This is a genomic window from Pseudoalteromonas sp. McH1-7, from assembly GCF_013366255.1.
Lineage (GTDB): Bacteria > Pseudomonadota > Gammaproteobacteria > Enterobacterales > Alteromonadaceae > Pseudoalteromonas > Pseudoalteromonas peptidolytica.
The window spans coordinates 34,673-59,864 of the sequence record NZ_JABWPQ010000015.1; the positions used below are offsets into that span (position 1 = coordinate 34,673).

Here is a 25,192-nt window from a genome sequence, read left to right on the forward strand (position 1 = left end):
TTACTTATTTCCTAGCAACTTGCCCGAAGCAATTTCTATTTTTCTTGGTTTCAACGCTTCAGGCACCACTCGCTCAAGGTCTATAACCAGCAAACCATGACTTAGGTCTGCACCTAACACGTTAACATGATCTCCCAGCTGAAACTTACGTTCAAATCCGCGCTGCGCTATTCCTTGATGAATAAACTTACGTTCTTTCGACTCGTCAGCGTCTTGCTTTTTACCTTTTACGGTCAAGGTGTTATTTTCTGATTCCAGAGTTAGCTCTTGCTCGGTAAAGCCAGCAACAGCCATGGTAATTTGATACTTATCTTTGCCTAGAGCTTCAATATTGTATGGCGGATAACTTGGTTGCTTATCTGTTCTTGCAGCGGCATCCATCATAGAAGCTAAATGGTCAAAACCGATAAATGAACGGTAAAGTGGTGATAAATCTACTGTACGCATAATTTGTATCCTCTTAAAGCTATACATAGTACTTACTCTTCAAAATGAACCAATAAGTACAAATAAAACAAATAGTTATTTACTTTTTCAGACCCTTACGGCGTCTTCATAACTGTATTTATGGTCAGCAAATTTATTTTCAAGAAAATTTTGTGTCTATGCGTGGATTACTATATCGAAAATTGAATTTTTATAGAAATACCATTTTTACGGATAAGATAATATGAGCTACAAATCTACGAAGTTCTATACTAGCATTTAAGAAGTCGCAGCAGAGAAGCTACGACTTAAAGTTTTTATTTGCACTGGTAATAATTACCCTTCACAATTTTTATACTTTGTATTTGGGTCTACGATTGGAGGGATCTCAATCTCGGAATTTTTTTTGCAGTTCTTATCACCGCCACCGATTCTTTTCGTTTCCTTAGCTTGTAATATTCCTTCATCAGATAGATTTTTCAAGTTTGACTTTTTTAACTCTGGTTTCATATTTTAAACTCCTTCTTTAGTTGAGATGCTAGTGTACGATATAAAAGTCAAAAAGAAAACAGAAAGTTACAACATGAAAAATTTATGCAATATAGAAGTATACAAAGAGCTAATGATTGAGAGATCATTCAGTGATACATGCTCATTAACTTGATGAATGGAATCATTCTTCACCCCACATTCAATCACTTGTGTTTTAGCTGTTGCAAAAAAGCGACCATCTGAGGTGCCACCCGCCGTACTCAATGCAGGGTATTGTCCTGTCATGTCTTTTATCGCTTGTTCAACCAACGTCAAAAAACATTGTGTTTGCTTAGCTCCAGTGTAAAAGGACTCACAGGGACGCTCCCATGTCAACGCCAACGATGCACCAGACTTTGCTAGTGACTCTTGTATATATCGCATAACCTCTTGGCTTTTATAGGCGTGACTGTAGCGAATATTAAATGTAATTTCACACTCTGAGGGCACTAAATTATCAACGATGTTTGGTACCGTGATCCCTGTGACCTGCAGTGTCGTTTGTGAACCTGCCTCATCTTTCCACCAAGGTAGTAATGATAGCTGACTTACGAGCTGCCCAGCTATGTGTGCAGCGTTTAAAGTTTGCTCTGGATATGCCACATGTCCCGCCTTGCCCTTAATCTGAACTCGTCCAGATATTGCACCACGACGACCATTTTTAATCGTATCACCAACGGCCATATGAGCTGTTGGTTCACCAACTAAACACGCATCTAATTCGATACCTTTTTCTACTAGACGATCGGCGATAAGTTTTGAGCCAAACTCAGCCTCCCCTTCTTCATCAGAGGTAAGTAACCAGTAAAAGGTGCCATGGAGTTTATGGCGAAAATTAAGTAATTCACGTGTGGCAGAAAGCATTGAGGCAATACCCGCTTTCATATCCGCAGCGCCACGACCATACATTACACCATCGACAATTTGCGCACTAAACGGCGGTACAATCCAACCTCGATTGTCCGCAGGCACAACATCCACATGACCAGAAAAGGCCAAAATAGGGCCGTCAGAAAAGTGATAGCTCGCGATTAAATTTTTTACTCCCTGTACTTCAAACTGCTCAGTGGTAAAACCCAGCCCTGCAAGCTGTTCTGACATAAATGCGATGGTGCCTGCATCACAAGGTGTTACCGAAGGCGCTTGGATCAAACGGGTTAAGATCTCTATGGCATAAGATGTGCGAGTATTTAGATACTGAGGTGCTAGTGACATATATAGAAGCGATTACACTGTAAAATCGTACTCGTATTAAAAGCGTTAACTTTGACCATAGTATTGCAGTTTTAATGCAGAGCCATGACATCATCAAAACTTAATCTAAATCAAACTTTCAAAAATTTCTGAACGTATCCAATTTAAAAATTGATCTAGAACAGTTTTTCATTTTTTGAAGCCTTTTATGATGACCTCATTGAAAACACACACTGTTTCACAGTTTGAAAAATGTCCTCACATAGGGTTAGGAGAAGAATATGAAAACTTTAACTGCTGCACTTTTATCTACATTGCTAGTTGCTGCTCCATTTGCACAGGCAAATTTCAGTGTTAACGTTGGTGCAATTAATGTAAACCCTGACAACACAGCTTCTGCAATCAACGAAAACAATGCGCTTGGCTTAGTTGCTGATTCAAATACACAGCTAGGTATCACACTTGATTACCATTATAACGATAACATCGTTTTTGAATTAATCGCAGCTACACCGTTCTCTCATACAGTAGATGGTGCAGGCGGCCTAGCAGGTGCAGAGATAGCTGATATAAAGCATTTACCACCAACATTAATCGCTCAGTATCACTTTTTTGATGCAACGGCTAAGTTCCGTCCATTTATCGGCGCAGGTTTAAACTACACCGTATTTTTTGACGAAGAGCCAAGTGCAGCATTAAAAGCAACTTTGGGTACAAATGATGTAGAAGTAGACCTAGACAGTTCGTTCGGTATTGCGTTACAAGTTGGCTTTAACTACGACTTGAATGAAAAGTGGGGTCTACACGGTATGATATCTAAAATGGACATTGATACTGACGCAACTGTATATGCAAATGGTGCTAAAGCACTGACTTCAGATGTAGAGATTGACCCTGTTGTTGCAATGTTTGGTGTCAAATACAAATTCTAATACCTTTGCGGTATAGACAATAAATTACTGTTACTTTCTCAATCCCCAAGGCCACTATTGTGGCCTTTATCTTTTTGTTCACCGTTACAAATTACTGCTCTTTTTCGCCTCTAGCATAGCTTTCCAGTGCATAATCTCCGGCGATAAAATTGGTGCTTCGCCTTTAAATCCTGCAATTTCTAGCATTTCTTCAATGGTAACTATTCCACCTTTGCGTTTGAATACACCACGGACATAAGCAATAGCATGTAAACCACGGGACGAGTGGAACCTTTGCTCGATATAAAAGTACTTATGATCCCAACCAACCACTTTCGTTGTGATGGTGAACTTTTGTAGCGGCTTAATATCACGAATGTAAGTGATCGCGGTAGCATTCACGATTGGAAACCAACGACGCTTCATCACCGCAGCGAATAAACCTACTCGCTCAGTCATCCAGGTCCGAGCTAAATCCATAAAGGCTAAGTATCTTGAATTCGTGAGGTGCATATTAATATCACAATCACTAGGTAGCGCGCGGTATGTAATGTCTATCGGATCAAGAATAGAGTTAGCGTGTTGTTGGTTTTTTCTTATTTTCCAAAACAGTAACAGTAAACGAAAATATAAATTCATAACAATGGTCTTACCAGTAAATAATTTTTCGATTCTAGCATAGCAATTCATATTCTAAAGAGATTATTTTGTTACCCTACGCTGCATTAATGTCCTCGATGTGAACTGTCTCCATCTTGCGATAACCATCCAAGTAAACTAGATTAACTAACCTGAGCTTTGTAAAAGTAAGGCATGCTTTCAATACGATGAGTTAGCCCATTTATTTTTCAGCCCTCAGGTAAAAAACAAAATAGGTGTGAAGCCCATGAACATATTTTCCCTCATTGTCAGCGCTGTAATCTTTACTTTTTCCAGCTTTTGCTACGCCGACTTCGACTTCAAAGGCGAAGGTACATTAACTTACCCTACCGGTGCAGATAAAGCATTTACGTTTGGTTTTGCTTGGAATAAACAAGCCGAAAAGTTTCGTATTGGTGCAAACCAATATGATATGTCGGAGCTTCCGGAGTCTTACTCAGTTGCAATCACGCTGAGTAAAGACGACGCAAAAGTGTGGATCCAAGAGTTTAATCAGGGGTTTATTTCTGAATTTACGTGGCAAATTGCTGACCATCATATTGCATTAACGAAAAAGGAATTTAGTGGTACCGTAAAAGGCAACTATATACTCACAGTAAATGGTATTGATTACTTTTTTGCCAGAGATAACGTAAGTATCACGCTCACTTTTGATGAAGATGGGATAGAAGGTATTAAAGTTGATGGCGTTAACAAAGACATGGGCACAAAATCATAAAGGCTACTCCCTGTAGCCTTTATACTCGCTGTGTGCGTGCAGCTACTAATATTACACTTTTACCGTTTTTCTATTGATCCCGTATTCACGCAGCTTATTCGCAACAGCAGTATGGCTCAGGCCTAGTCGCTTCGCCAACTGCCTTGAGCTCGGATAAGCTGGATATAGCTTGCGTAATAATGTCGCTTCAAAGCGCTTAACGGCCTGATCAAGCGTCCCTTCAAAGTCTGATTCTAAATAGCCCAAGTCATGAGTAAAGGTAGGTAAATTCAAGTGTTCTGTACGCAGCTCTTTATCATCTAATAGCGAAACCGCGCGATAAATTGCGTTTTCTAATTGCCTAACATTACCAGGCCATGGGTATTGCTCTAGAAACTCGATACACTCTCTAGCAAAAGTAGGCGCTGGATGACCATTTTGCTGCGCGTATTTTTGCACAAAGTGCTCAGCCAGCGGAGCAATATCAGCCTTGCGATCTCTAAGCGGTGCAATCTCTAGCGTTAGCACATTAATTCGGTAGTAGAGATCTTCTCTGAATGCCCCTTCTTGCACCATTGCTGGTAAATCTTTTTGGGTTGCAGCGATAATTCGCACATTCACTTTTACTTCATTTTCGTCGCCAACCTTACGGAAAGTACCGTCTTGCAAAAAACGCAAAAGCTTAGTCTGCAATTGTGTAGACATCTCACCGACTTCATCAAGAAATACGGTACCACCATCTGCTTGCTCTAGTACCCCACGCTTTGGTGCCGCATTTTCTTCATAACCGGCGTAACCAAATAGCTCTGACTCCGCTACATCATCAGGTAATGAAGCACAAGATAGTGCAATAAAAGGCTTTAATGAACGATTTGAAGCATAGTGGCATGCTCGTGCCAAGAGCTCTTTACCTGTTCCTGTTTCTCCAGTAATGAGAATTGGAGCCTCTAGTTGAGCCATTTTTCTCGCTTCACGCACCACTCTGCGCATTGCTGTACTGTGATTGTGGATAGTGGCAAAACTCTCTTGGCCATAACGACGAAATGCACTCACTTGCTGCCCAAGTCTAGACTGTGACTTAATATTGATCACCGCTCCGGCTAAAACGTCACCGTCTCCCCCTTGAGGCACAGAAATCGGCAAAATATCCGCAATAAAGTCTTCGCCGCCTACTTCTACACGGGTCGTTTGTCCTAATACTTCTTTGCCTTCTAACCAGCGGGTAAAATTAAAACCTTTCAAAAGGTTGTTAATATTTGCGCCGATAACATCAGTCTCAACCATGTTTAAGTCGCGACAAGCAGCATCATTACAATGACGAACCCAACCTTTTGCGTCTATTGATATAACACCATCAGGCAAAGCACTAAGCAGTGTATTTAATTCATTATGTTCACGCTCAGAAGGCAAAAATGCCGTGGTGCGAACATCTTCTACACCATCAATCAAACGTATCTCTGGCATGATCTTTTGAAACTGTTCGAATTCTATCGGTGGAAAACTCACGTACATCCGACAATTTACTGAATCGACTTCTATACCTTTTAAGTCAACACGGTAGCTTACCAAGATGTTGAGAATCTCTTGGGCAATACCAATTCGGTCAGCGCAATGTATCTCTAGACGCATTTGTTCCTCAAAACGGGTTTACACGGTTGACGGGATCATACTCTAAGAATAGCTAGTCGACTAGAAAAACGTAAAGAATATTGAACAGAATTTTAGAGGCTGCATTAAATTCTTGTCCTATACTAATACGGTAAGGAAAAATTTGTTTTATAAGGTGTTTTTCCACATTTGTTAAACTCCTGATTTGGTGGCTTACATTTTCATCATAAGATTGCATCCGCTAAACAGTTACAGATACAATACTAAAGAATTGGATATTGTATCGTTTTTGAAAGCAGGCCGATAAAAATGAAAAAGATAATTGCGCTGATGTTACTCCTCACCCTTTCGGCTTGTTCAGTTGAAGACCCCAATGAAACGGGTCCCTCTGACACAGATAAAAACGAAGACCAAAGTCAACAAGACAGGGACAATGAAGCGACCAATCTAAGTGTTCAGATTCAAACTCGTGACGGTAACGCTGTCTCTGGCGCTACGCTTACCATTAACAGCCTACAATTTACTTCTGCTGCAAACGGTACAATTGATCTTGCCACATTGCCTTTCGGTGCCTACGTAGCGACAATACAGCACCCAGACTATTTACCTTTGGTATTTACTTTTGCAAATCAACATAGTGACCCACAAACCATAGAGTTGCAGCTAAAGCCGTCTTCAGATTCTTTAAAAACGCTTTTATTCGCGGGTGACACAATGTTTGGCCGTCGCTACTTTAACCCTTCACTCATTACGATGGGCAATTCGTTGCCAAGCACCAGCGACGGACTTATCCAACCCCAAAGCGCCGGAGCTGATGCCCAAGCGCTAGTGAAATATATGCCTGCGCTGTTTAACAGTGTCGACTTTGCTTCGGTAAACCTTGAGTCACCCATTCTCCAAAATCCAACAACGGTTCACCCGAGTAAAGAGTTTGCATTTTTCAGTTTACCAGCCTCGTTAGTAGCTTTAAACGATCTTGGTATTGATTATGTCGCACTGGGTAATAATCACGTGTATGACTATCAAGCACAGGGACTTAGCGATACCATCCGCTATGTTGAGCAAGCAGGCTTAAGCCACAGTGGCGCAGGAAACGATACCGAATCAGCCCTAGCGCCATACAGCTTAACGCTGGGGGAAACGACCATAGATTTTATCTCGGCCACCTCTATCACGGGCGATCAACATACCATCACTTACGTAGCCTCAGTTCAAAAAGGGGGAGCCGCTGATCTAACCGACACCACAGCCATAAGAGAAAGCGTCAACCAAGCAAGCAATGACGGTCGCTTTGTTGTTGCTCAGCTGCATGGTGGAGATGAATACTCCTACGCCCCAACCGCTTATATTGCAAATCGCTTCGATGTCGTCTCGAACAGTGGTGCAAATTTAATGATAGCCCACCATCCACATGTCGCTCAGGGCTTCGGTTTATATAACGGGGTTCCAGCAATATTGGGGTTAGGCAACTTTGTATTTGAGCAAAACCGACTTGAAACCTTCTTAGGGCTAATCACTATTGTCGAACTTGAAACAGCAGGAGAACCAAAAATAGACGCAATAAAAGCCTACCCTGTGTATTTAGAAGACTATACTCCCAAGCTAGTGAGTGGCGATCTTGCAAATGCGCTACTCAAGCGTATTGCAGAGTTTTCTTCTCCTGACGTTGGTATCTCATTGCATTCAGGCTTTGCGGAAGTGAACTTTGATACCCCATCAATAGTAGAAACCACTCAGCAACATGTTATTTCTGTAGCTGCAGGTGAGCACATTATTGACTTGCGCCAATATGCGCAAAGCTCAGAGTATGTAAGTCGCATCGCACTAAATCAATCTCAGGCACAGCTAACTCTTGGTCGTGATCTACTCTTTTTCGGTGACTTTGAAGATTGGGATAACGACACTGAAGCAGGCGAAGTATCACGATGGCTTATCGAGTCTGACGATACTTATCCTTGTCTAGTTGGAAAATATCGTGGTGTTCAAGGCTTGTGTTTACAGCGAACACAATTCGATGAGACAGCAACACGAGTTCCTTTCAAACATACTATTCGTACTATGCCCATTACCCCTGCTCCAAGCACAGCTCAGGCCTATCATGAACTTACTTTATACGGCTATGCAAAGGGCAATAATGCAGGGAGATTTAATGCCGATATTCGTATTTTGACATCTGAGGACAGCCTACTATTTTCTGAGTCCACTCCTGAATTATTACCTGCTGGCACTTACGACTGGCAGGTATTTCAACAAGACATAACGCTTCCTGATGATTCAGTTACATTAGGCGATGAAAACTTGCCAGCAAGAGGCGTGCAATTTGGGTTGTCTATGACGCCACCTACAAGTGGCGAAAGTGCACTCTTTTTAGATGATGTCGCGATGATCTCTTGGCAACGCTCACTTTCTCTTACCAATAATCAATGGCAAAGCGGGGGTATTCATGGATTTGAGTTTATTAAAATAACGACCCCGTCTCCAACCGAATTGGTGCTTACTTTTAGTCAGCAGTAAAAGAGTAATTATACATGTCTATTTTCAGCCAAATAAGCTTTGTAAGACGCCAGCGCGAGTTTTGGCTATTTCTTGGTTTATTTGCATTTTTAGCATTGCTTTCATTTACTGGCGTCTACAAGCAGATCAATCTGTTTGGATTACAATGGTTTTCCAAATTTAATAAAACACAAGCCACAGAGATTGTTGTCATTGAGGCAAAAAACTTACAGCAGCAACATGAGTCACTAATCAATACTTTGTCTGCGTATGACCCGAAAGGTATTGTCGTGTACTCCGATGTAGCTTTAGCACAAGACACAGGCAGTAAGCATGATGCTGTTTACTATCCTCTTAATAACCCAAACCTATGCTTACCAGAGACTCAAAACTGGTATGGCAGCGCGGTCAGTATTATCCCTCCACCACAGCCGTGTGATGTACTATGGGACGTGCTTTTTCCTGAGCATGGAACCTACCAAAACAAAATCATAGATTACTCTTTATCTTATTATTCCCTGCCAAAGTTTACCGCTGAACGAGTATTAAATGGTGATGTATTTGCTTCTCAAGTTACTGATAAAGTTGTCTTAATTGCGCAATACTCTCCTTTTGCTTTACTTAACGCTCCTCGCACTTTTACTGATAAGGCACTTCCTCCAGTTTATCTGCAAGCTTTCATCGCCAACAACTTCGCTGCTAATAGTTTTATCAAACCGTTAGACAAAAGCATTGTTATCACTTTTGTATTCATAGCCACATTACTACTTCTAGTTTGGTATCAAAGAAATACAACGCTAATCAATGTGCTAATCGCAGTCTGTATGAGTGGGCTGCTACTGATCTTGGGGTTCGCTGCCCACTATTGGTATGCAGTCTTATTACCAATAGGCGAACTAATCACGCTAATATGGTCAACTCTATTGTGGGTTTTCATTTCATTGAAATGGTCGGAAGAAGAAAACCTGCAATCAATTATCACGTTGATCCAGCAGCGGATGTTAGGGCGCTACCTGCCGCGTCACTTTCTTGAACACCCAGAACCTTGGGATGGCATCATTCAGCTTGTAAACCAGCAACTAAATTTAGATAAAAGTATCTTTCTTACCCGCCTTGAAGGAGATCACCGTGTTTCGGAGGTACGTGCACTTAATTGTCAGCTAAGTGACATTGTCGAGATGCGACGTGATTACGAGCGAGTTCCCTATTCCGATGCAATAAAGGCGTCTGGTACGATTAAAATCACCCGGGTATTCTTTAAAGATCTGGCTGAAAATGAACAACAATATATCGCCCCTTTAATGTATGCAGGAGATATTAGAGGGTTTTGGGCGTTAACGGTAATACCTCAAAAACACTTTGACGAACAAGCCTTTATTAAAAATGTGAACCTGTTTGCTCATCAAATTGGTGAGCTGCTTTTTCACTATAAAGTATTTACGACCGAACGTAAAAATCAAAAAGGTATGCTGGCTCGCGCCTTAACGTTTTCACTTAAAGCACCATTGAGTCATAAAATCAAAGATGCAGTGAGCGAGATGGATCAAAAATTGACTTCGCTTGAGCACGTCTTTAACCAGCTACAAAGCGCCAGCATTTTATATAATTTGTTTGGTCAGATAGTGCAGGTAAACGAGTCTTTAGAGCAATTTGCTAGGCGTCATGGACTATCAGTTTTTGATATGTCTGCACTTGATTTATTGTGCTTTTGTACCTCAATGGATAACGAAGTGGCAAAAGGGAAATTACGCTATTTAACTTTGCAGCGCGGCAAGGTAGTGTTGCCCATTTATCTCGATAATCATACATACCTACTCTGTATCCGTACCCTTGTTAAAGGCTCTACAGGGCTTAATACAAGCACTCCCTTCGAAACCAGTGGGGTTTTATTTGAATTTATTGACTTAGGGGAGTTGCTTCAGCAAGTCGATGATCGTACTGAGTTTGTAACCCAACTATCCCGACAGTTTTCATCAGACGACCAAGTACAGTTTCTTAAGTGGGGTGAACAGTAGTGGACTGGTCACTCGCTCTATTTCCAAGCGCTGGTGGACTCGGTCAATCGGTTATCACCTGTGTGTGGATAGGCATAGCAGTGGTTGCCTTTTTTAATCTTAGGTTTGGCTTTCCATTAACGGGACTCGTAGTGCCGGGCTATTTGGTGCCGTTATTTATCGTCAGCCCTACTTCTGCTTGGGTAATTATTATTGAAGCCATTGTGGTATATGGGTTAATGCGGTTTTTTGCCAAAACCCTAGTTGAGCGCTTTGGGTACGCAGAAATGTTTGGCAGAGATAGGTTTTTTGCTATTGTGCTCCTTAGCATTCTCGTACGTGTCAGTATGGATGTGCTTTTTTGGCCTCAAGTCGCAAGCTACTTTTTGCAGTGGGATATTACCTTTGACTATGCAGCTCAGCTATACAGCCTAGGCCTTATCATTATCGCATTGACAGCAAACGTTATGTGGAATGGCGGGTTTAGATATGGCATCAAAGTAACCGCAATCCAGCTTGTAGTCACTTATGTAGTCATCCGCTTTGGTCTTATGACCTTCACTAACTTTAGTATCGCAAACCTAGCAGTAATGTATGAAGCTGTTGCTGCTTCTATTATCGCCGCGCCTAAAGCCTATATTATATTGGTGATAACAGCCTTTATCGCTTCGCGTGCTAACCTAAAGTATGGCTGGGAATTTAATGGCATTATGTTGCCAGCTTTATTGGCTCTACAGCTCATGCAACCAACAAAACTACTCACTTCTTTTGCCGAAACAGCGATTATACTGACGCTTGGTTATTTCATTTTAAATTTCACGCGTTTAAAGCATGCTAATATTGAGGGCGCAAGGTTGATGCTACTCTTTTTCAACCTTGGTTTTTTCTACAAACTTTTTTTAAATTATGCCGTTGTCGCTTACTTTCCTAGCATCAAAGTAACAGATACTTTTGCTTTTGGTTATATGTTATCGACCTTGCTTGCGCTGAAAATCTACCAAAAAAATGCCTTAGGTTTGGTGTTACGGGCAACATTTCAAACATCCATTGTCGGCGGTTTAATTGCGATTTGTATCGGCTTTGCCATTATGGTGATCCCAAGCTTATTTGTAAAAATTGAACGCTCCGCGGTGGTCTCACAGATAGAAGATATTTCTTTGAATCAAGTAGTCAGTGACTACAAGAGTCAGCTTTATACTCAAAGTGCCACCGACATCAATGTCAGTCAGTACGTCACCGAGCAACAGAGGAATCAATTTAAACAGGCCATTATACTACTCAAAGAAAATAGCGAGTCATCTTTTGTAAAAGCGGCGGCTTTGTTACAACAGGCGGGTTTTTCACTACAACAAACCGCAGCGTTATTGGTAATAAAAGACACCCAGGAGAATTATAAAAGAGGTTTGTTTATCATTAACCTAGCAGCTAAGAAAAATCATATAATCAGCGTTCCTTACCCCACAACTGAACGCTTAGCAAGCGAAGCTGCACATCTTTTGTTTTCTTATTGGCAAAGTAGCGGCATGGCATTTGGTAATGCCAAGTCTATACAAAATAGTGATAACCAAAGCAAACAAAGTGAATTTTTCCACGACTTCTTTATCGCCATGTCATCGTCTGAAGTCATTCAACTGAGAGAAATTAACCGTCAGGTTAGTCAGATGATGCACAGCCACAAGTTAAAAGATAGTAAACAAATGTGGATTTTCAATACCGTACCAGCCTCAGTTCAACAATCAGAATTGGCCTCGCTATTGGGGATCCAGCAAAGCTATTTTGGTACTGCTGCGACTACGGTTCTGCCACATAAACAGTTCCAAGGCGCAATGATTGAGGCCTATCTTAGCTCGGATAGCTATTCAACATTGCTTAGCGCTTATGGAATGCAAAATGCTGGTATAACGGAAGATGAGATTAAGACTATAGATACTCCCATCCATACACTCATCGATGAATTCTCAACTCATATTAGCGCCAAAGGCAGTGGAGCGTTCAGTCCTCTTAGTGATACCAGTGCTGCACTTTGGGAATACGAAGTGTTAAGGCCATTGTTTGCCATCACACAAAATCCAGATATCGTAGCCACACCTAACACTTTTAAAGTTAGGCTTAGCCAAATTAACCGCATTGCAAATTTACTCCAATACCAACTGGCGCTGATTGACAGTGCACAAGGGCAATTTGTCGCTATTTCACCACTTGAAAATAGCCAAGCTTATGAATTAGGACAAGGAATTTACTTTATTTCTGTGCTCGCAAAACCCGCTCTGACAATTGCAGTGCCAAGACCCTTATTCGAGAGCAATACGCTTGGCTTTTCTACTCAACTATTTATTTCCACGCAGGCAAAGCTACTTGCTATCGCGGGCGCTCATCCATATACCAGTGTAGAGGCAAATGTGATGGCCGCTGATAATATCCGTTCGTTATTCAACGTAGTTTACCAAAGTGCTCAACGCTACTTCTATGAAAAACCATTGTTAAATTTACAGATCCGTAGTCATAGCGCGCCATCAAGCATTAGACCCTCAGCATTGGCTTTTCAATTTACAACACCTAATCCCATTCACAATGAAACACTCAACCAGTTAAAACGCGCACTCAAAAAGCTGGGCGTGAACACGCAAACTGTCATGGGTCAACGCGCCACAAGAGGGCTAGAGCTGGGAACCACTCCTCAATCTGGCTATCAACTGTTTGCCCCCAACAGCGAACTTGCTGCACTGTGGTTAGCATCAGACTTTAAGTCAAATTTTGCCGTCTCTGACGATGCGTTAGCACAGCGCTTGTTGGCAATATCACATTCTCCAACTCTCAAAAAGGTTGATTTACTGACACTTTCTCCGACAGATTGGCATGACCCAGACGCCTTATTTATCGACGCCTTACAAAGTGCCAAAAAACAATACACGCATTCGCAGCACTTACCAGCTCTCAGTGCATTATGTGCTCGAAAAAATACCTGCCAACTACATGCCTTTATTGCGCAGCGAAACACTGAGCTTGGCATTATGTTTATACGAGACGGATTGATATTGGCGCTCTACTTTCCAAGGCGAAACAAAGTCATAGATATCACCCGTTATAGCGCAGCAGTACAAGAGGGACGTTATGTATTGGATTAACCTTGCCTTACGTCTTTTGATTTTAATCGCGCTTCTGTTGGCAGCCATGTGGCAAGGGTTTAATGTTTATGTGTGGCTAAAATCCGCGGAGCCAACAAACACCTCAACGCTATTTAATATCCGCTCTAATGTGCACTGGCTAAATACTGATGCACCACTGACATTTTCCTTTTCACCTTCTCGTACTATGTCGGTAAGAGTGCTATCAAATGGTATATTTGAGTCCTCCCCAAGTGATGATACACCGGTAAATTATGCTATCGAATATCGCTTGTTGGATGCCCGAAATTCCTTGGTTTATCATGGGGTTTACCATCATGCAGCTAAGGTCGCTGCAAATGATGCAGAGCAACAAATTAAACAGCTCATAGAAAATAGAGAAGCCTTGGCGGTATCATCAGGGCAATCTTTTTACCTCAATAAGGAAGAGTTACAGCAAGCCAGTCGCGTTACGCTCAAATTAATTCCAGAGGATCCACAACTAAAGGGCGTGGTGGTTCGCGTCCATGCCCAAACTAGCAATAGCATAACTGATCCTGCAAAAGCATGGTTGAAAAGGCCAACAGAGTGGCGAGAACGCATGACTAATTACCATACCATTGGTGAAAATGCGCTAACCAATGAAGAAAGGTATAATTCCGTTATGCTGGATTGGCAAAAGCTAGCTCCACAAGGGGTGCCGAATATCGACTTTCGTGCAGACTTGCTCTATGAGTCGCTCCCCTACAACGTACTCAACCATGATTTCTCTGCACAGCAGAATCTAGATAACTTACACGTATCCGAAAAGATGAAATTGAGCTTTCGGGTTTTTGAAGGGGAAGCATACACAGTAGACAACTTTGAAGACGCAAAACTTAAATTAGAGTGGCATGACTTAAGACAAATAAGCGCGCCCAGCCAGCTCCACCCAACACTCACCACATCAGGTAAATTAAAACTCAGCAATTTGCCCACAGGGCTGGTAACAATCAGTGCCAATGCGCCAACTAATGTACGTGTATTTAGTAATGACGTCGACCCAATACCTTTGCTACACAGCTATTATTATGACCTGCGAGCTGATTTACCAGTGTACTATTATGTCACCCCAAACAGTGAGATTGCTCTTGACTGGCGTGCCCCAGCGGGGACACAGATCACTCTTTACCTGTTACATAATGACAAAGAGGTGGGAAAATACGCATTTAACGCAGCGGCAGCACTGTCTTTATACGACCGACTGATCACGCAGTCAACAGAGCGCTTACCTATCACACAAGAAGAGAAGCGCTATTTAACTCTTCCTAACAAAGTGAATAAAATTAGGGTAGAAGCAGACAATGCCATGGTGAAATTACAAACTCGTAGCCCTAGCTTTAATTATGTAAGACACCGCTGCGAAACCATTTGCAATCCGACCGACACGGCTTATCAAGGGGTTGATGCGTGGTTTAGTCAAAAAGCAGACAATCATTACCTCTTTCATTCTCAAGAGCAGATCACCGCGGTGCGTTTATTTGAAGCACCTCCCGAGATCCCAAGCCCCTTGCCACAATACGCGACAAAAAATCTAGACCATATTTTGCCGGTTTCGGATATTGTCTTGGTGCCAATACAGCAAGCATACTTTGACACCGATGTACCTAATAAAGAATTTGAATATCGAGCAGTAACACACTCAGAGCTCTATACTCTGGCGGATACAACCGGCTACCCCACCAGCGTCATTGTGAGACAAACAAGTAAACCTAAGCTATTTGAAGCGCCTTTACAAACGCTAAACCTTGAACAGCAAGACAGCTCAATACAAGCACTCTATATCAATAAAGGATCTCCTCGTACACTACGCAAGGTAAGAGTGTATAAGGTCGATAAATCAGACCCGCTAAGACTTGCTATTGGTGATGCTGATACCCAACCTTCGGCTGTTATCATCAAAGTATTTAGCACGGGTTTTAGAGAAGAAATTAGAGTGAAAACCACACTAGATAGCACCAAACTTTCTATGCCTAGCACTGAATACACTATTACCAATAAACACTATGTTTTACATTCAGGTAATGATGCAAGCAGATTGTTTTTTAATCCCGAATATAGTGAATTGGTAGAGTACCCAAGTATAACTTTGCCTTTGTTCAATGATGTAAAGGCGCCGCACACACTGGCACTTTCCTTCTCTGATGATGTTTGGATAAGTGTGATAGAGGCGTACCTCCATCCAAACGCAACACTAAATTGGTGGCAGCATGAAACACATTAATATTTATTTTTTGATCTGTTTTTTATATATTTTGCCTGCAAGCGCGGCCGTACCAAATAGTACCACGATGCAGCAGTGGCTTATTCAGCCTAAAGCGCTCAATGGGTGGCAGCTGGTGCAGTCAGGTGAACAGTTTCACTTAATGCCAAAGCAAAGCGGTGAGCAGCACGGTGAACTTTATTACGCACCACAACGTCTGCCATGTGTTGTATCTGTACCACACCGTTTTCATGATAAACATACTCTAGTCATCGGGCAGTCTCTATTTGAAAGCACGTGCCAATTGCTACTGGCGAATACCAAACATAGATACGACCGTGATGACACTCAACAATCAATGGATTATGCAAAACAGCACAATAACTTACACAGTGCCGCTATTGTTGCTTTCATGTTAGCCTCCAAAGACGCAAAGATATTTCAAATTCATGGATTTAGTAAAAAGAAACGTAAAACTGGTTCTGGTCGAAACAGTGACATTATACTCAGCCAAGGAAAACAGAATAATGCCGCGCTATGGAACTTAAAGACCTGTTTAGCCAAAGAAGGTTATCGCGTGATGGTATATCCGCAAGAGGTTAAAGAGCTCGGTGGTACAAAAAATATTTTACATCAACTAGATCTGCCCAAATATAGCTTTATCCATATTGAACTAAGCTATCAAGTAAGAAAGCAATTAACTAAAAATAATCAACAGCTAGAGCAATTTAATTCATGCGTGCGATCACTTATCTAATCACTTTACTGCTCTTTGCCAAGCTCACCTTCGCAGGAGAAGTTGCAGTGCAAACTGGTGTACAGTGGATAGACTTGCAACGTATGGCACACCTTCAAGCAAGTGCTCAGCGTCATTTTGAGCCACAGCAAAGTCAATGGCTAGCCCTGCCCGCCCATGCTTGGCTCGTGATCAAGCCTGCGGCGCTTGACAACTTTCAATTTAGGATAGGCGAAACACCAAAGCTTCTGCGTCAAATTGATAAAACACAGTGGTTGTGTGTGGAACAGCGATGTCAACTTGGCAGTGCTCGGCAACATCGTTTAATTGAGGTGACTTATCATGGCCAGCAAGCACAATCATTGGCTCTTTGGCAAGGTAATGTACATCGTCATCGCGATCCCTTTAGGCGCGCCTTAGCATTGCCAGGTCTAGATACTAAGGTATTGCAAATCGCTCAGAGTACGCAGAGGTGGTACCACCTTGCACCAACCGACAAAACCACGGTCTTTTTTACGCAAGCTAAAAAGTTAAAAATAACAGTGCGAAAGGATCTCCATGAAGTAATCCAAAACGGTATCGTGACTGTGAAGGTTAATGGTAAAGTGATTAGTCGTATTTCTGTTTCAGATCTACATGCAGCTGAGTACTTACAACCAAAAGCAGGACTAGTTAACCAAGATTATATCGCAGTACCACAAGGCAGCTACTTAACTATAACAAGCTCTGTACCTGTCTACCTCAATGTAGTGCAAATGCACCGTGGGATATTTGATGACAATGCCGGGCAAAAACAACTAGAGACTCTTTTTAATCCGTACTGGAGCCAACAATTAGATAGTCAACTTCAGCGCTTGTATTTTAGCAATGACCGAACCGATGTTGAGACAACAGCTACTGACTCAGTGCTAACAATTGCGAGAAAGCAAGCCCTGCGGGGTATTACCTCTTCACTCAGCTTTGTCTCCCCAAGTAGCCCAAACAAACTCACCACCCAAGCAGCGAACGTCGCCGTCACGTTGGGCAGTCGTAGCGTAACCGATGATGTTAAAGTGGTCACTGGAAGTCAACATATTGCCTATACGCAATCCTCAAGTACGCTCACTTATCATCTTGATGACATCCCTATCATCGACAATGCCGTCACCGTCTTTGTTCGTGCAACGCAGCAGCAACAGTTGCTATTACACACAGAGCATGACCAGTACAGACTACACCTTTCACCAAGTGCGCATTTTCAACGCTTAACGCTCCCTATCCATCCGGCTTCAACATTCATAACCGTTCAAGGAAGCATACTAAAACGTGATATTGCACTTGCGGTAAATAGACTACAACCATTTCCTAAGTTTAACGCGATGACTCAAGAAGGCTTACGTAGTAGTGAGTTTATCAGTCGATTATTGACGCATAACAGGAACAATAGAGCTAACAGTTACAATCTCTCTTTGACAATTCTGAGACCACCAAAGCTAAATCTAAGGCTAACTAGCGCTGCACAGTTTCATGCGACCAAATCACTTATTGAGCTGCGCATGCAGGCGAGCACATTACCGATACAGACATTGGCTAAAGTTAAACCTTTTCTTAATGGCTATAACGAACAAGTTACCCTGCTCGCATGGCAGCTTAATATTGATGTGTTGAACCAATTGGCGCGCACTGGAAATGCTGAGTTACTATTAAAGTCACTGCTACTGAGCAATTCAGACATGCTAAGGAAATATGCTGCCAATACATTACTGACACACTACGTGGAAGCAACAGATTATATACAAGCAGCTGGGCTATGTGCGGGGTATAGTCCCTATATCACTGAGTATCAATGTGACAACATTGAATTAGATTACTTGATACAATCTGGCGCGCATCAAGAAGCGCTGTGGATGAGCCAGACAATGTCATTGGCACAACATCAAGTTCAGCTGCTAGCTACACTTCAATCTAATCAGATTAGTTCACCGCAATATAGTTTAAGTCATCATGGTCAGCACCTTGCCCATACCATAGACAAACCAACGCAATTATATCGTGTAGATCGAGGTGAAGCGGTACAGTTAACAGCAAATACTCCCCTTACTTTGAAAGTAAGCGCACGCACAGCATTTCAGGGGCAACAATATAAAAATACGCAATGGCTATATTACCAGCAGGATAAAGCAATAAATCTACTGCCTGTCTATGCCGATATTCCTGCTAATATGCAGTTACAGTCTGACAATACTCGCTTGTCTATTGCCACACGACAGCAGATAAACTTAGCGGCGGGAGAAAGTATCCACTTATTTAGCAATAGTGAACTTTTCCTTGATATTCAGATAACACCACCACTGGCGGCAGCAACCCCTGCCGATAACCAAGCCGTGAAACTTATCAGTGATGCTCAATCCATTGTCAGTGCTGAATTTTCAGTAATAGAAGTCGCGGTAAATGCCCTATACCATTTAAGCCAACAAACGCTGAACAATGAGCAATATCACTCAGCGCTACAGCGCTTACACACAAGCTTACCTGACAATATTACGCATCAAGCATTATATGCTCGCCTGCTGCGCTATGGGCAGTGGCGTCCAGTCCAGCAATATACAAGTTACCTTGGGACTCAAAAAGTTAGCACTGAAGCCGACTTAGCAAAAAGTTATGCAGATCAAATCACAGCCCATCTCACACAAACCCCGCTTTCAGGGTTACAGCTTCGTGCAAATGAGCTACTGACCATTGACTTTACACAGTATCAACACTTGCAAACTCGCATCACATTGCGCTTTTCCGATGCGATGCAAGTCAGTACACCACCCGCCCAAGTTGAACTTATTGGCCATGGCTCTGGCACTGTTTTAACGTTACAGGCTGGTGAGACTTTTACTCATGGTATTAAACCGGATGAAGCCATAGCGAGTCACATACAATTACGCTGGCTAAACCCAATCTCTGGGCAGATGGTCGGGATCACTCCCCAGTATTACAGTGGAGGCCGCTGGCATGATATTGAATTAGATACTCGCCAAATTTTTTATCGCTCAGATAAACATACGCCTGTCACTGCAACGCTTTCGCAAGATAGCTTAATAAGAATCGAAAGCATGGAAAATGGAACGAGAAAGGAGGCCAATTACTTCCACCCTGCGGGGCAAGTAAGCCTCACCGCGACAGGTGCCGCTGCACTCGTGCGGATGTCAGTTTGGTCTTTAAGTCCCACACTATCACGCGTAAACTTAACTCCAACACCGGATGTACATCTCAATACACAAGTGCGCCCTGATCTTAACGCGATGCTTACGCCATACCAAAATCCTCACCTCGAAATGGATGAAAGCCAAATGGGTATCGCTGGATTTTTAGTATTTGATAGTGACGACATCGTCCAAACAACAGAACCAACCCCCAACCGCATCACCTTAGATCTCGGCCTTTCGCTGAGACATAAAGAGGAAAATAGTTGGTATCGACTGGACACGTTTTATACCTTAGATAATCATCATCAAGATACATTTTCAATCAATGGCAAATATGACTGGCTATCTCAGTACACTAATTGGTTTGCTGAGGTTCAATTACGTAATCGCTGGCAAAACTCCACAGCGTTAAGCGACAGTCACCTCACATCTCGTTTATCTAGCAAACTGGGACAAATACATCGCTATAACTCGGGATTTAGAAGCATCTGGTGGTGGCAGCCTTTCTATACTTACACCAGTATCAACAAAGATGAGTTTATAGCCGATGCGCAAATTAGCCCTGATATGTATACCTTCTACCGCAACAACCACCGGCACGGTTGGCAAGCACATGCAGGGCTACGCTATCAACCTTGGGTCGATAGTTATATTGACTCCAGTGCGACTTTGACATCTAATCAAGACTGGCAAACCTTTGATAATATGTTACTTTCAATTAATTGGAATCAATATCATGAAGGTCATATTTTCCGTTTAGGTCTGACATCAAGATACGTATTTGCGGATCAACACCGTCCAAACCCGACTTGGCAGTACTTGACCCAGGTAGGTTGGCAAACGGGTTTTGACTTTAGCACACATACCGCAGGCTGGCTCAGCCTTACGTGGACACAAGATTGGTTTAACAACACTCACCAAATTGGTTTTCAAGTCCATTTGGGCAATCTACAACAAACCGGATTCGCGCCATACGCGCATGATGAAATCGTCTTTGAGTCGTTGCAGCTAGGCCATTTATTAGAGCAAGATTTACATGACCAGTAATGTGTTAAAAAATCAATTAGAGTCCTTATTTTTTGCCGAAACTGAACAGTTTTGGCTTAATTTGTATCAACATAAGTATAATGCTTTAATTGATGAGTTATGTGCATGGGAGCTACTCTATAATCGTCCCGAAAGCGAAGATGAAACCGATTGGCTCGTCCTGCAATCCATTGCCTTTTTGAGGCATAAGATTGAGACACTACACGAGCAAATATTGCAGCTAGATGTCTCCCATAGCAGCTTTGTACAAAGGATCGCTAAATCCGAATTTGCAGCGGAAAAAGCCCTCCACATTTTAGCGTATGCCAAAGAGCTGGGTGCCACTAAGTCAATGCTAGTACAAGATAAAAAAGCATTTTCACGTTGGTTTGATGAAGGTGCTGTCGTGGCTCGTTATGAGCATCAAGTAGCGACAATGGGGCAACAAATTAAGTTTCTAATCGCCAAGCTTGGAACGCTGACAAACCGTTATCTACAAACGCACCAGACAAACCTAGAAAGCGCTTGGCAGCGATTAGATTTACAACCATTTTGTTTAACCTTATTAGCCAACAGCCAAAATCAGCATATTCGCCACGGCTTAATCCGAGCGTTGGTAAATATGGTCGCGACGCTCAACAAGCTAGAGGGCGACCCTGAATTAGATGGTGAGCTGATAGCCAAGCTCATTGAGTTTCTTGAAGCTGACAACATGCCCTATCAAGCCGTCGTTGACATTCTTGAACTACTCATTCATCAGCGCCCAACATTTAGCCGTGCATATATGTGGTCAATGTTAGCCGAAGCCAACGAAGTCGACTCTCCGTCAAAAATCGATGCTGAATTACTCTACATAGTAAGTACCTTTGCAAAAATACTTGTGAGCCAGAGCACCCTCACTGAGCAAGACCTTAAGATTCTCACAGCACTGAGCAAACACGTATTACCTCGAGTGCGTCAGGTCACTATTGAGTATGTGGAGTTTTACCCTCACACGTTTGCAAAGTCACTATTGACGGAGCGGTTCGAGCAAGAAACTGAAAACGCAGTGCGATTTACACTAATCAAGCAGCTGTCTGCTGATAGGTTCTGTCAGGATGATTTTTCATTTGACTGGTGGCAGCGAACGTTAATGAGTAAGCAACCATTACCCTTAAAGCGTTTGGCTCTTGAGCAAAGTGCGAGGATCATGCTGAATATGCAGCTTGGTGAGTCAGAACCACAAGCTTGCTTTAAGCGCTTTATAGACACGCTCAACGCTTGTTTAGCCTCTGAAGAAAATATCGCAGTGTGTCGGTATATCACAAGAGCTAGGGAGCAATTGAGTAGCTTTTACCATCAGGCGCTAGTTGCTCAGCTCAACGCTTCTCTTGAAGCGAATGAGCAAAGCGATACATTAATTACCTGCTCCCAGGATGAATTAGGTCGGGCGCTTTCTTATCTCGCTCAACATGGCCAGAGTCTCAACGCCAACCGCACAAAAACCGGATGGCGGATCCAACAGGGTTATAAGCAGGTGCGTCGATTGTGGCGTATTCTTCATGAGATCAGACATCCAAGCACAGATAAAAGGCAAAGCCACTCACATACCAAGGCCAAAAACCCCAGTGTCTATGTTCATGTACCTAGTTGTACCACTGCTGAAATCAGTGAAACCAAAGTGCCTGGAGAGCTTTTGTTTAATATCACAGAGCAATCGAGTCGCCCTCACTTACCACTGTTAGACTTTATGCTCAGCGTACTGATTAACGATCATCACAAACAGGCCGCTAAAACTTACACGCCAGATGGCATTCTATCGGTCTTACCGCCGCCAACACTGTGGCAACGTCTCAAAGCTTATTGGGTCATTTCATGGCAGTTTTCTGAATTTGATCAACTGCGTAAAGGTAATGAGCTTGAACAGCAGAAGTACCTCGAAACACTCGAGCAATTGGGATTTACCATGCAATTTACTGGCTATGGAGATATAGCTGAGACACAGTTTCCAGTTCCTAAAGACATTCACCGTCTCTACAATCGAACCAATATCACCTCTGTTTTTCTGACAATATGGAGTAGTTTCAAAGAATACATGGATGCCATTTACCAAAATAGCATCTCTCAACTGGTATTTTTTGTGCTGGCATTTATCAGCTATTTTTGGACGCGACACATTGTCGCAAGCCAAAAAATCAAGCGTAATAGAAGACATATTCCGGTATCAATCGGTGGCTGGGGGACTCGAGGAAAATCAGGTACAGAACGCCTTAAATCGGCACTTTTTAGCAGTATGGCGCTTAAAGTTGTCAGTAAAACAACTGGCTGTGAAGCCATGCTCATCTATTCCAAAATATCTGGTGAGCAATATGAAATCCCGCTCTTTCGACCTTTTGATAAAGCCAGTATTTGGGAGCAAGCCGATGTGCTGCACTTTGCCAAACAAGTCAAAGCAGACATTTTCTTATGGGAATGTATGGGATTAACACCGAGATACGTAAAAATTCTTGTGCGATGGATGAAAGACAATTTTGCCACCATTACCAATGCTTACCCAGATCATGAGGATATTTTGGGGCCAACTGGACTAGATGTGGCCAAAGAAATGTCGGCATTTCTTGGCTACAATACCCAAGTTTTTACCTCTGAGCAGAACATGGCATCAGTGCTCAATTTGGCGGCAGAACAAAAGAATACCTCTTTGATCCAAAACCACTGGGGGGATGGCTACCAAATCACCGCCGATATTCTTGCAAAATATCCCTATGTTGAACATCCTGACAACATCGCGTTGGTTTGTAAAATGGCGCAGTACATAGGCATCAATAAGGATTATGTGTACAAAGAAACCGCATCACGAGTTATTCCTGATGTGGGAGTATTACAACAGTTTACTCCCGCAAAATATGGCCACGTTAGCCAGACCTTCATTAATAGTATGTCGGCGAATGAAAAACTGGCAACCATCGAAAATTGGAAACGCTTAAATATTGTAGAACAAGGAAAAAACGGCCAAGTTATTGCCCTTATCAACAATAGAAACGATAGGGTTGCTCGCTCTCAGGTGTTTGCAAATATTCTTGCCAATGACTTACACATTGATCAGATTGTCATTATCGGTACAAATATTGATGGCTTCTTTAAATATTTTCTGACCGCGCTAGAAAATCTGTTAGAAAACATTTTTGTCAATAATGATAAACAAGCTCTGTATGCCCTACTTACACGTTTCAACCTCATCCAATCACCACAAACGTTAAGTGATTTAATTGAAAAGTTTGCCCCCAAGTGCAGTGACATATCACCCTCTGAGATTTCCGCTTTGAAGGCCAAGTTAGACTTAGAAACGCAGAATCATTATTTGCTGTTTAAGAAGATTGAAGCAAACGAGTTGGCCCAGTCGCTCTTAGCATGTGAAGATCTCACCACACAAAAACCGCTTGCCCATGACATCGCGCAGCAATTAGCAACCCGCAAATGTACTTTAGTTCAGAACAGTGATATTAAACCAGATAGCTTGAACCAAATCATTGCTCAACTCGCCTTACCTCAAACACACCAAATTATCGTTGGTATGCAAAATATTAAAGGGGCGGGTTTGGGGTATGTATACATGTGGCAAAAATGGCATCTGTTCCATCAGCATTGTGAACGCTTAACTCACCATAATATTACTCAAGCCGAATTTAGACATGGACTGAGTCGAATTTTACTGCAAGAGGAGCTGAGCGTGCTTGAGTGCCAGTACTTAGCGGAACATGTGGACATTCTGGCAAATCTACCAAATGCGCAAAGTGAATATAGCCAAGCCGAATTGAGTCAAATAAAAAGCAAACTTGCACAACAGCAATTACGTCTTGAAGAGCATAATGATACTCGTGAGCGCTCTGCAATATCACACTTTTTAAGTAAGCTTCTTGAATCGTTTTTAGATGCAGGAGCAGCAGTCAAACGAAAAAAAATTGCAGTGCAGATCTACAAAGATATTGCAGACTTTCGGATCACCATTGAAAAAGCGACTACTATTTTAAATGAGCTCAATCGCTCACAAAAGCCTGGCTGGCTAAAGCTACAGAACATCAAGCGTCGTAAATAGCGGTATTACAAAACATTACTCAACCAGCAGCATATATATAAACTTGATGACCAAGGTTACCATCAATAGCGGAAATACATATTTGCTGTATTTCTGCATTTTATCCAGCCCCATACGTTGCTGATGCTTCTCTAATAAAGGCACTAAAATCACTAAGGCTACGATTAAACACACTAATAGTACTATAACGTTCATCATCCCTCCGAGCCAAAAATTAACCATAAAAACGCAAAGTATTCAGGCAATATAACAGTATTACTCCTCAAAGTTTCAACAAGAGAGTATCTGCATGTTCACTTTACAGCAAATTCCAGCTATG

At 42.3% G+C, this 25,192-nt stretch carries 15 protein-coding genes; 9 read left to right on the top strand and 6 right to left on the bottom strand.

From position 1 onward, the window contains the following. The 3 genes from HUZ36_RS11950 to dapE all read right to left on the bottom strand — a co-directional run bounded on the left by HUZ36_RS11950 (window position 1) and on the right by dapE (window position 2,172). A complete protein-coding gene (locus tag HUZ36_RS11950; RefSeq protein ID WP_128732051.1) occupies window positions 1–447 on the bottom strand; it encodes an Hsp20 family protein in 447 nt (148 codons plus the stop codon). A gap of 315 nt (window positions 448–762) precedes the next feature. After that, window positions 763–936, bottom strand: a complete 174-nt coding sequence (locus tag HUZ36_RS11955; protein WP_176032958.1) for a hypothetical protein — start codon at window positions 934–936, stop codon at window positions 763–765. A gap of 66 nt (window positions 937–1,002) precedes the next feature. Continuing rightward, window positions 1,003–2,172 (bottom strand): succinyl-diaminopimelate desuccinylase, encoded by a 1,170-nt coding sequence (gene dapE / locus HUZ36_RS11960; RefSeq protein ID WP_176032959.1) that lies wholly within the window; start codon window positions 2,170–2,172, stop codon window positions 1,003–1,005. Window positions 2,173–2,432: 260 nt separating this feature from the next. Between dapE and HUZ36_RS11965 the strand changes: the two genes are divergently transcribed. Continuing rightward, the gene (locus tag HUZ36_RS11965) at window positions 2,433–3,083 is read left to right on the top strand and encodes an OmpW/AlkL family protein (RefSeq protein ID WP_125252199.1); all 651 of its coding nucleotides are present in this window, start codon (window positions 2,433–2,435) and stop codon (window positions 3,081–3,083) included. 84 nt (window positions 3,084–3,167) lie between these two features. Here HUZ36_RS11965 and HUZ36_RS11970 read toward each other — a convergent pair whose 3' ends face one another. Next, complete coding sequence (locus HUZ36_RS11970; protein ID WP_125252200.1) at window positions 3,168–3,701, bottom strand: acyl-CoA thioesterase; 534 nt, start codon at window positions 3,699–3,701, stop codon at window positions 3,168–3,170. A 247-nt stretch (window positions 3,702–3,948) separates the two neighbouring features. On the opposite strand from HUZ36_RS11970, the gene HUZ36_RS11975 reads away from it, so the two are divergent. Further along, entirely contained in the window at window positions 3,949–4,440 is a 492-nt protein-coding gene (locus HUZ36_RS11975) for a hypothetical protein (RefSeq protein WP_176032960.1), read from the top strand. A 51-nt stretch (window positions 4,441–4,491) separates the two neighbouring features. On the opposite strand, the gene tyrR is transcribed toward HUZ36_RS11975, so the two are convergent. Continuing rightward, window positions 4,492–6,048, bottom strand: coding sequence for a transcriptional regulator TyrR (gene tyrR, locus HUZ36_RS11980; RefSeq protein WP_125252202.1), 1,557 nt, complete (start codon window positions 6,046–6,048; stop codon window positions 4,492–4,494). Window positions 6,049–6,336: 288 nt separating this feature from the next. Here tyrR and HUZ36_RS11985 point away from each other — a divergent pair, with 288 nt between their 5' ends. The 7 genes from HUZ36_RS11985 to HUZ36_RS12015 are packed head-to-tail and all read left to right on the top strand — an operon-like array spanning window position 6,337 to window position 24,873. Continuing rightward, a complete protein-coding gene (locus HUZ36_RS11985) occupies window positions 6,337–8,541 on the top strand; it encodes a CapA family protein (protein ID WP_176032961.1) in 2,205 nt (734 codons plus the stop codon). A 14-nt stretch (window positions 8,542–8,555) separates the two neighbouring features. Then, on the top strand, window positions 8,556–10,535 hold the full coding sequence (locus HUZ36_RS11990) for a hypothetical protein (protein WP_176032962.1): 1,980 nt from the start codon (window positions 8,556–8,558) through the stop codon (window positions 10,533–10,535). Next, window positions 10,535–13,639 carry a poly-gamma-glutamate biosynthesis protein PgsC/CapC gene (locus HUZ36_RS11995; RefSeq protein ID WP_176032963.1) on the top strand — a complete coding sequence of 1,035 codons (3,105 nt, stop codon included), beginning with the start codon at window positions 10,535–10,537 and terminating at the stop codon, window positions 13,637–13,639. The genes HUZ36_RS11990 and HUZ36_RS11995 overlap by 1 nt, the downstream gene beginning before the upstream one ends. After that, the gene (locus HUZ36_RS12000; protein ID WP_176032964.1) at window positions 13,626–15,881 is read left to right on the top strand and encodes a hypothetical protein; all 2,256 of its coding nucleotides are present in this window, start codon (window positions 13,626–13,628) and stop codon (window positions 15,879–15,881) included. Before HUZ36_RS11995 ends, HUZ36_RS12000 begins: the two co-directional genes overlap by 14 nt. Further along, on the top strand, window positions 15,868–16,617 hold the full coding sequence (locus HUZ36_RS12005; protein WP_176032965.1) for a hypothetical protein: 750 nt from the start codon (window positions 15,868–15,870) through the stop codon (window positions 16,615–16,617). Before HUZ36_RS12000 ends, HUZ36_RS12005 begins: the two co-directional genes overlap by 14 nt. Beyond that, window positions 16,596–20,819, top strand: a complete 4,224-nt coding sequence (locus tag HUZ36_RS12010; RefSeq protein WP_176032966.1) for a hypothetical protein — start codon at window positions 16,596–16,598, stop codon at window positions 20,817–20,819. The genes HUZ36_RS12005 and HUZ36_RS12010 overlap by 22 nt, the downstream gene beginning before the upstream one ends. Continuing rightward, the gene (locus HUZ36_RS12015; RefSeq protein ID WP_176032967.1) at window positions 20,809–24,873 is read left to right on the top strand and encodes a poly-gamma-glutamate synthase PgsB; all 4,065 of its coding nucleotides are present in this window, start codon (window positions 20,809–20,811) and stop codon (window positions 24,871–24,873) included. The genes HUZ36_RS12010 and HUZ36_RS12015 overlap by 11 nt, the downstream gene beginning before the upstream one ends. A 15-nt stretch (window positions 24,874–24,888) precedes the next feature. Here HUZ36_RS12015 and HUZ36_RS12020 read toward each other — a convergent pair whose 3' ends face one another. Next, complete coding sequence (locus HUZ36_RS12020) at window positions 24,889–25,068, bottom strand: hypothetical protein (protein ID WP_128732058.1); 180 nt, start codon at window positions 25,066–25,068, stop codon at window positions 24,889–24,891. Window positions 25,069–25,192: the final 124 nt, after the last annotated feature.

Excerpts from the sequence above, each read along its gene's own strand:
- dapE (WP_176032959.1), bottom strand. The coding sequence starts at position 2,172 with ATGTCACTAGCACCTCAGTATCTAAATACTCGCACATCTTATGCCATA.
- HUZ36_RS12010 (WP_176032966.1), top strand. The coding sequence starts at position 16,596 with ATGCGTGCGATCACTTATCTAATCACTTTACTGCTCTTTGCCAAGCTC.
- HUZ36_RS12005 (WP_176032965.1), top strand. The coding sequence starts at position 15,868 with ATGAAACACATTAATATTTATTTTTTGATCTGTTTTTTATATATTTTG.
- HUZ36_RS11970 (WP_125252200.1), bottom strand. The coding sequence starts at position 3,701 with ATGAATTTATATTTTCGTTTACTGTTACTGTTTTGGAAAATAAGAAAA.
- HUZ36_RS11965 (WP_125252199.1), top strand. The coding sequence starts at position 2,433 with ATGAAAACTTTAACTGCTGCACTTTTATCTACATTGCTAGTTGCTGCT.
- HUZ36_RS11950 (WP_128732051.1), bottom strand. The coding sequence starts at position 447 with ATGCGTACAGTAGATTTATCACCACTTTACCGTTCATTTATCGGTTTT.
- HUZ36_RS11955 (WP_176032958.1), bottom strand. The coding sequence starts at position 936 with ATGAAACCAGAGTTAAAAAAGTCAAACTTGAAAAATCTATCTGATGAA.
- HUZ36_RS11975 (WP_176032960.1), top strand. The coding sequence starts at position 3,949 with ATGAACATATTTTCCCTCATTGTCAGCGCTGTAATCTTTACTTTTTCC.
- HUZ36_RS11985 (WP_176032961.1), top strand. The coding sequence starts at position 6,337 with ATGAAAAAGATAATTGCGCTGATGTTACTCCTCACCCTTTCGGCTTGT.
- HUZ36_RS12015 (WP_176032967.1), top strand. The coding sequence starts at position 20,809 with ATGACCAGTAATGTGTTAAAAAATCAATTAGAGTCCTTATTTTTTGCC.
- tyrR (WP_125252202.1), bottom strand. The coding sequence starts at position 6,048 with ATGCGTCTAGAGATACATTGCGCTGACCGAATTGGTATTGCCCAAGAG.
- HUZ36_RS12000 (WP_176032964.1), top strand. The coding sequence starts at position 13,626 with ATGTATTGGATTAACCTTGCCTTACGTCTTTTGATTTTAATCGCGCTT.
- HUZ36_RS12020 (WP_128732058.1), bottom strand. The coding sequence starts at position 25,068 with ATGAACGTTATAGTACTATTAGTGTGTTTAATCGTAGCCTTAGTGATT.
- HUZ36_RS11990 (WP_176032962.1), top strand. The coding sequence starts at position 8,556 with ATGTCTATTTTCAGCCAAATAAGCTTTGTAAGACGCCAGCGCGAGTTT.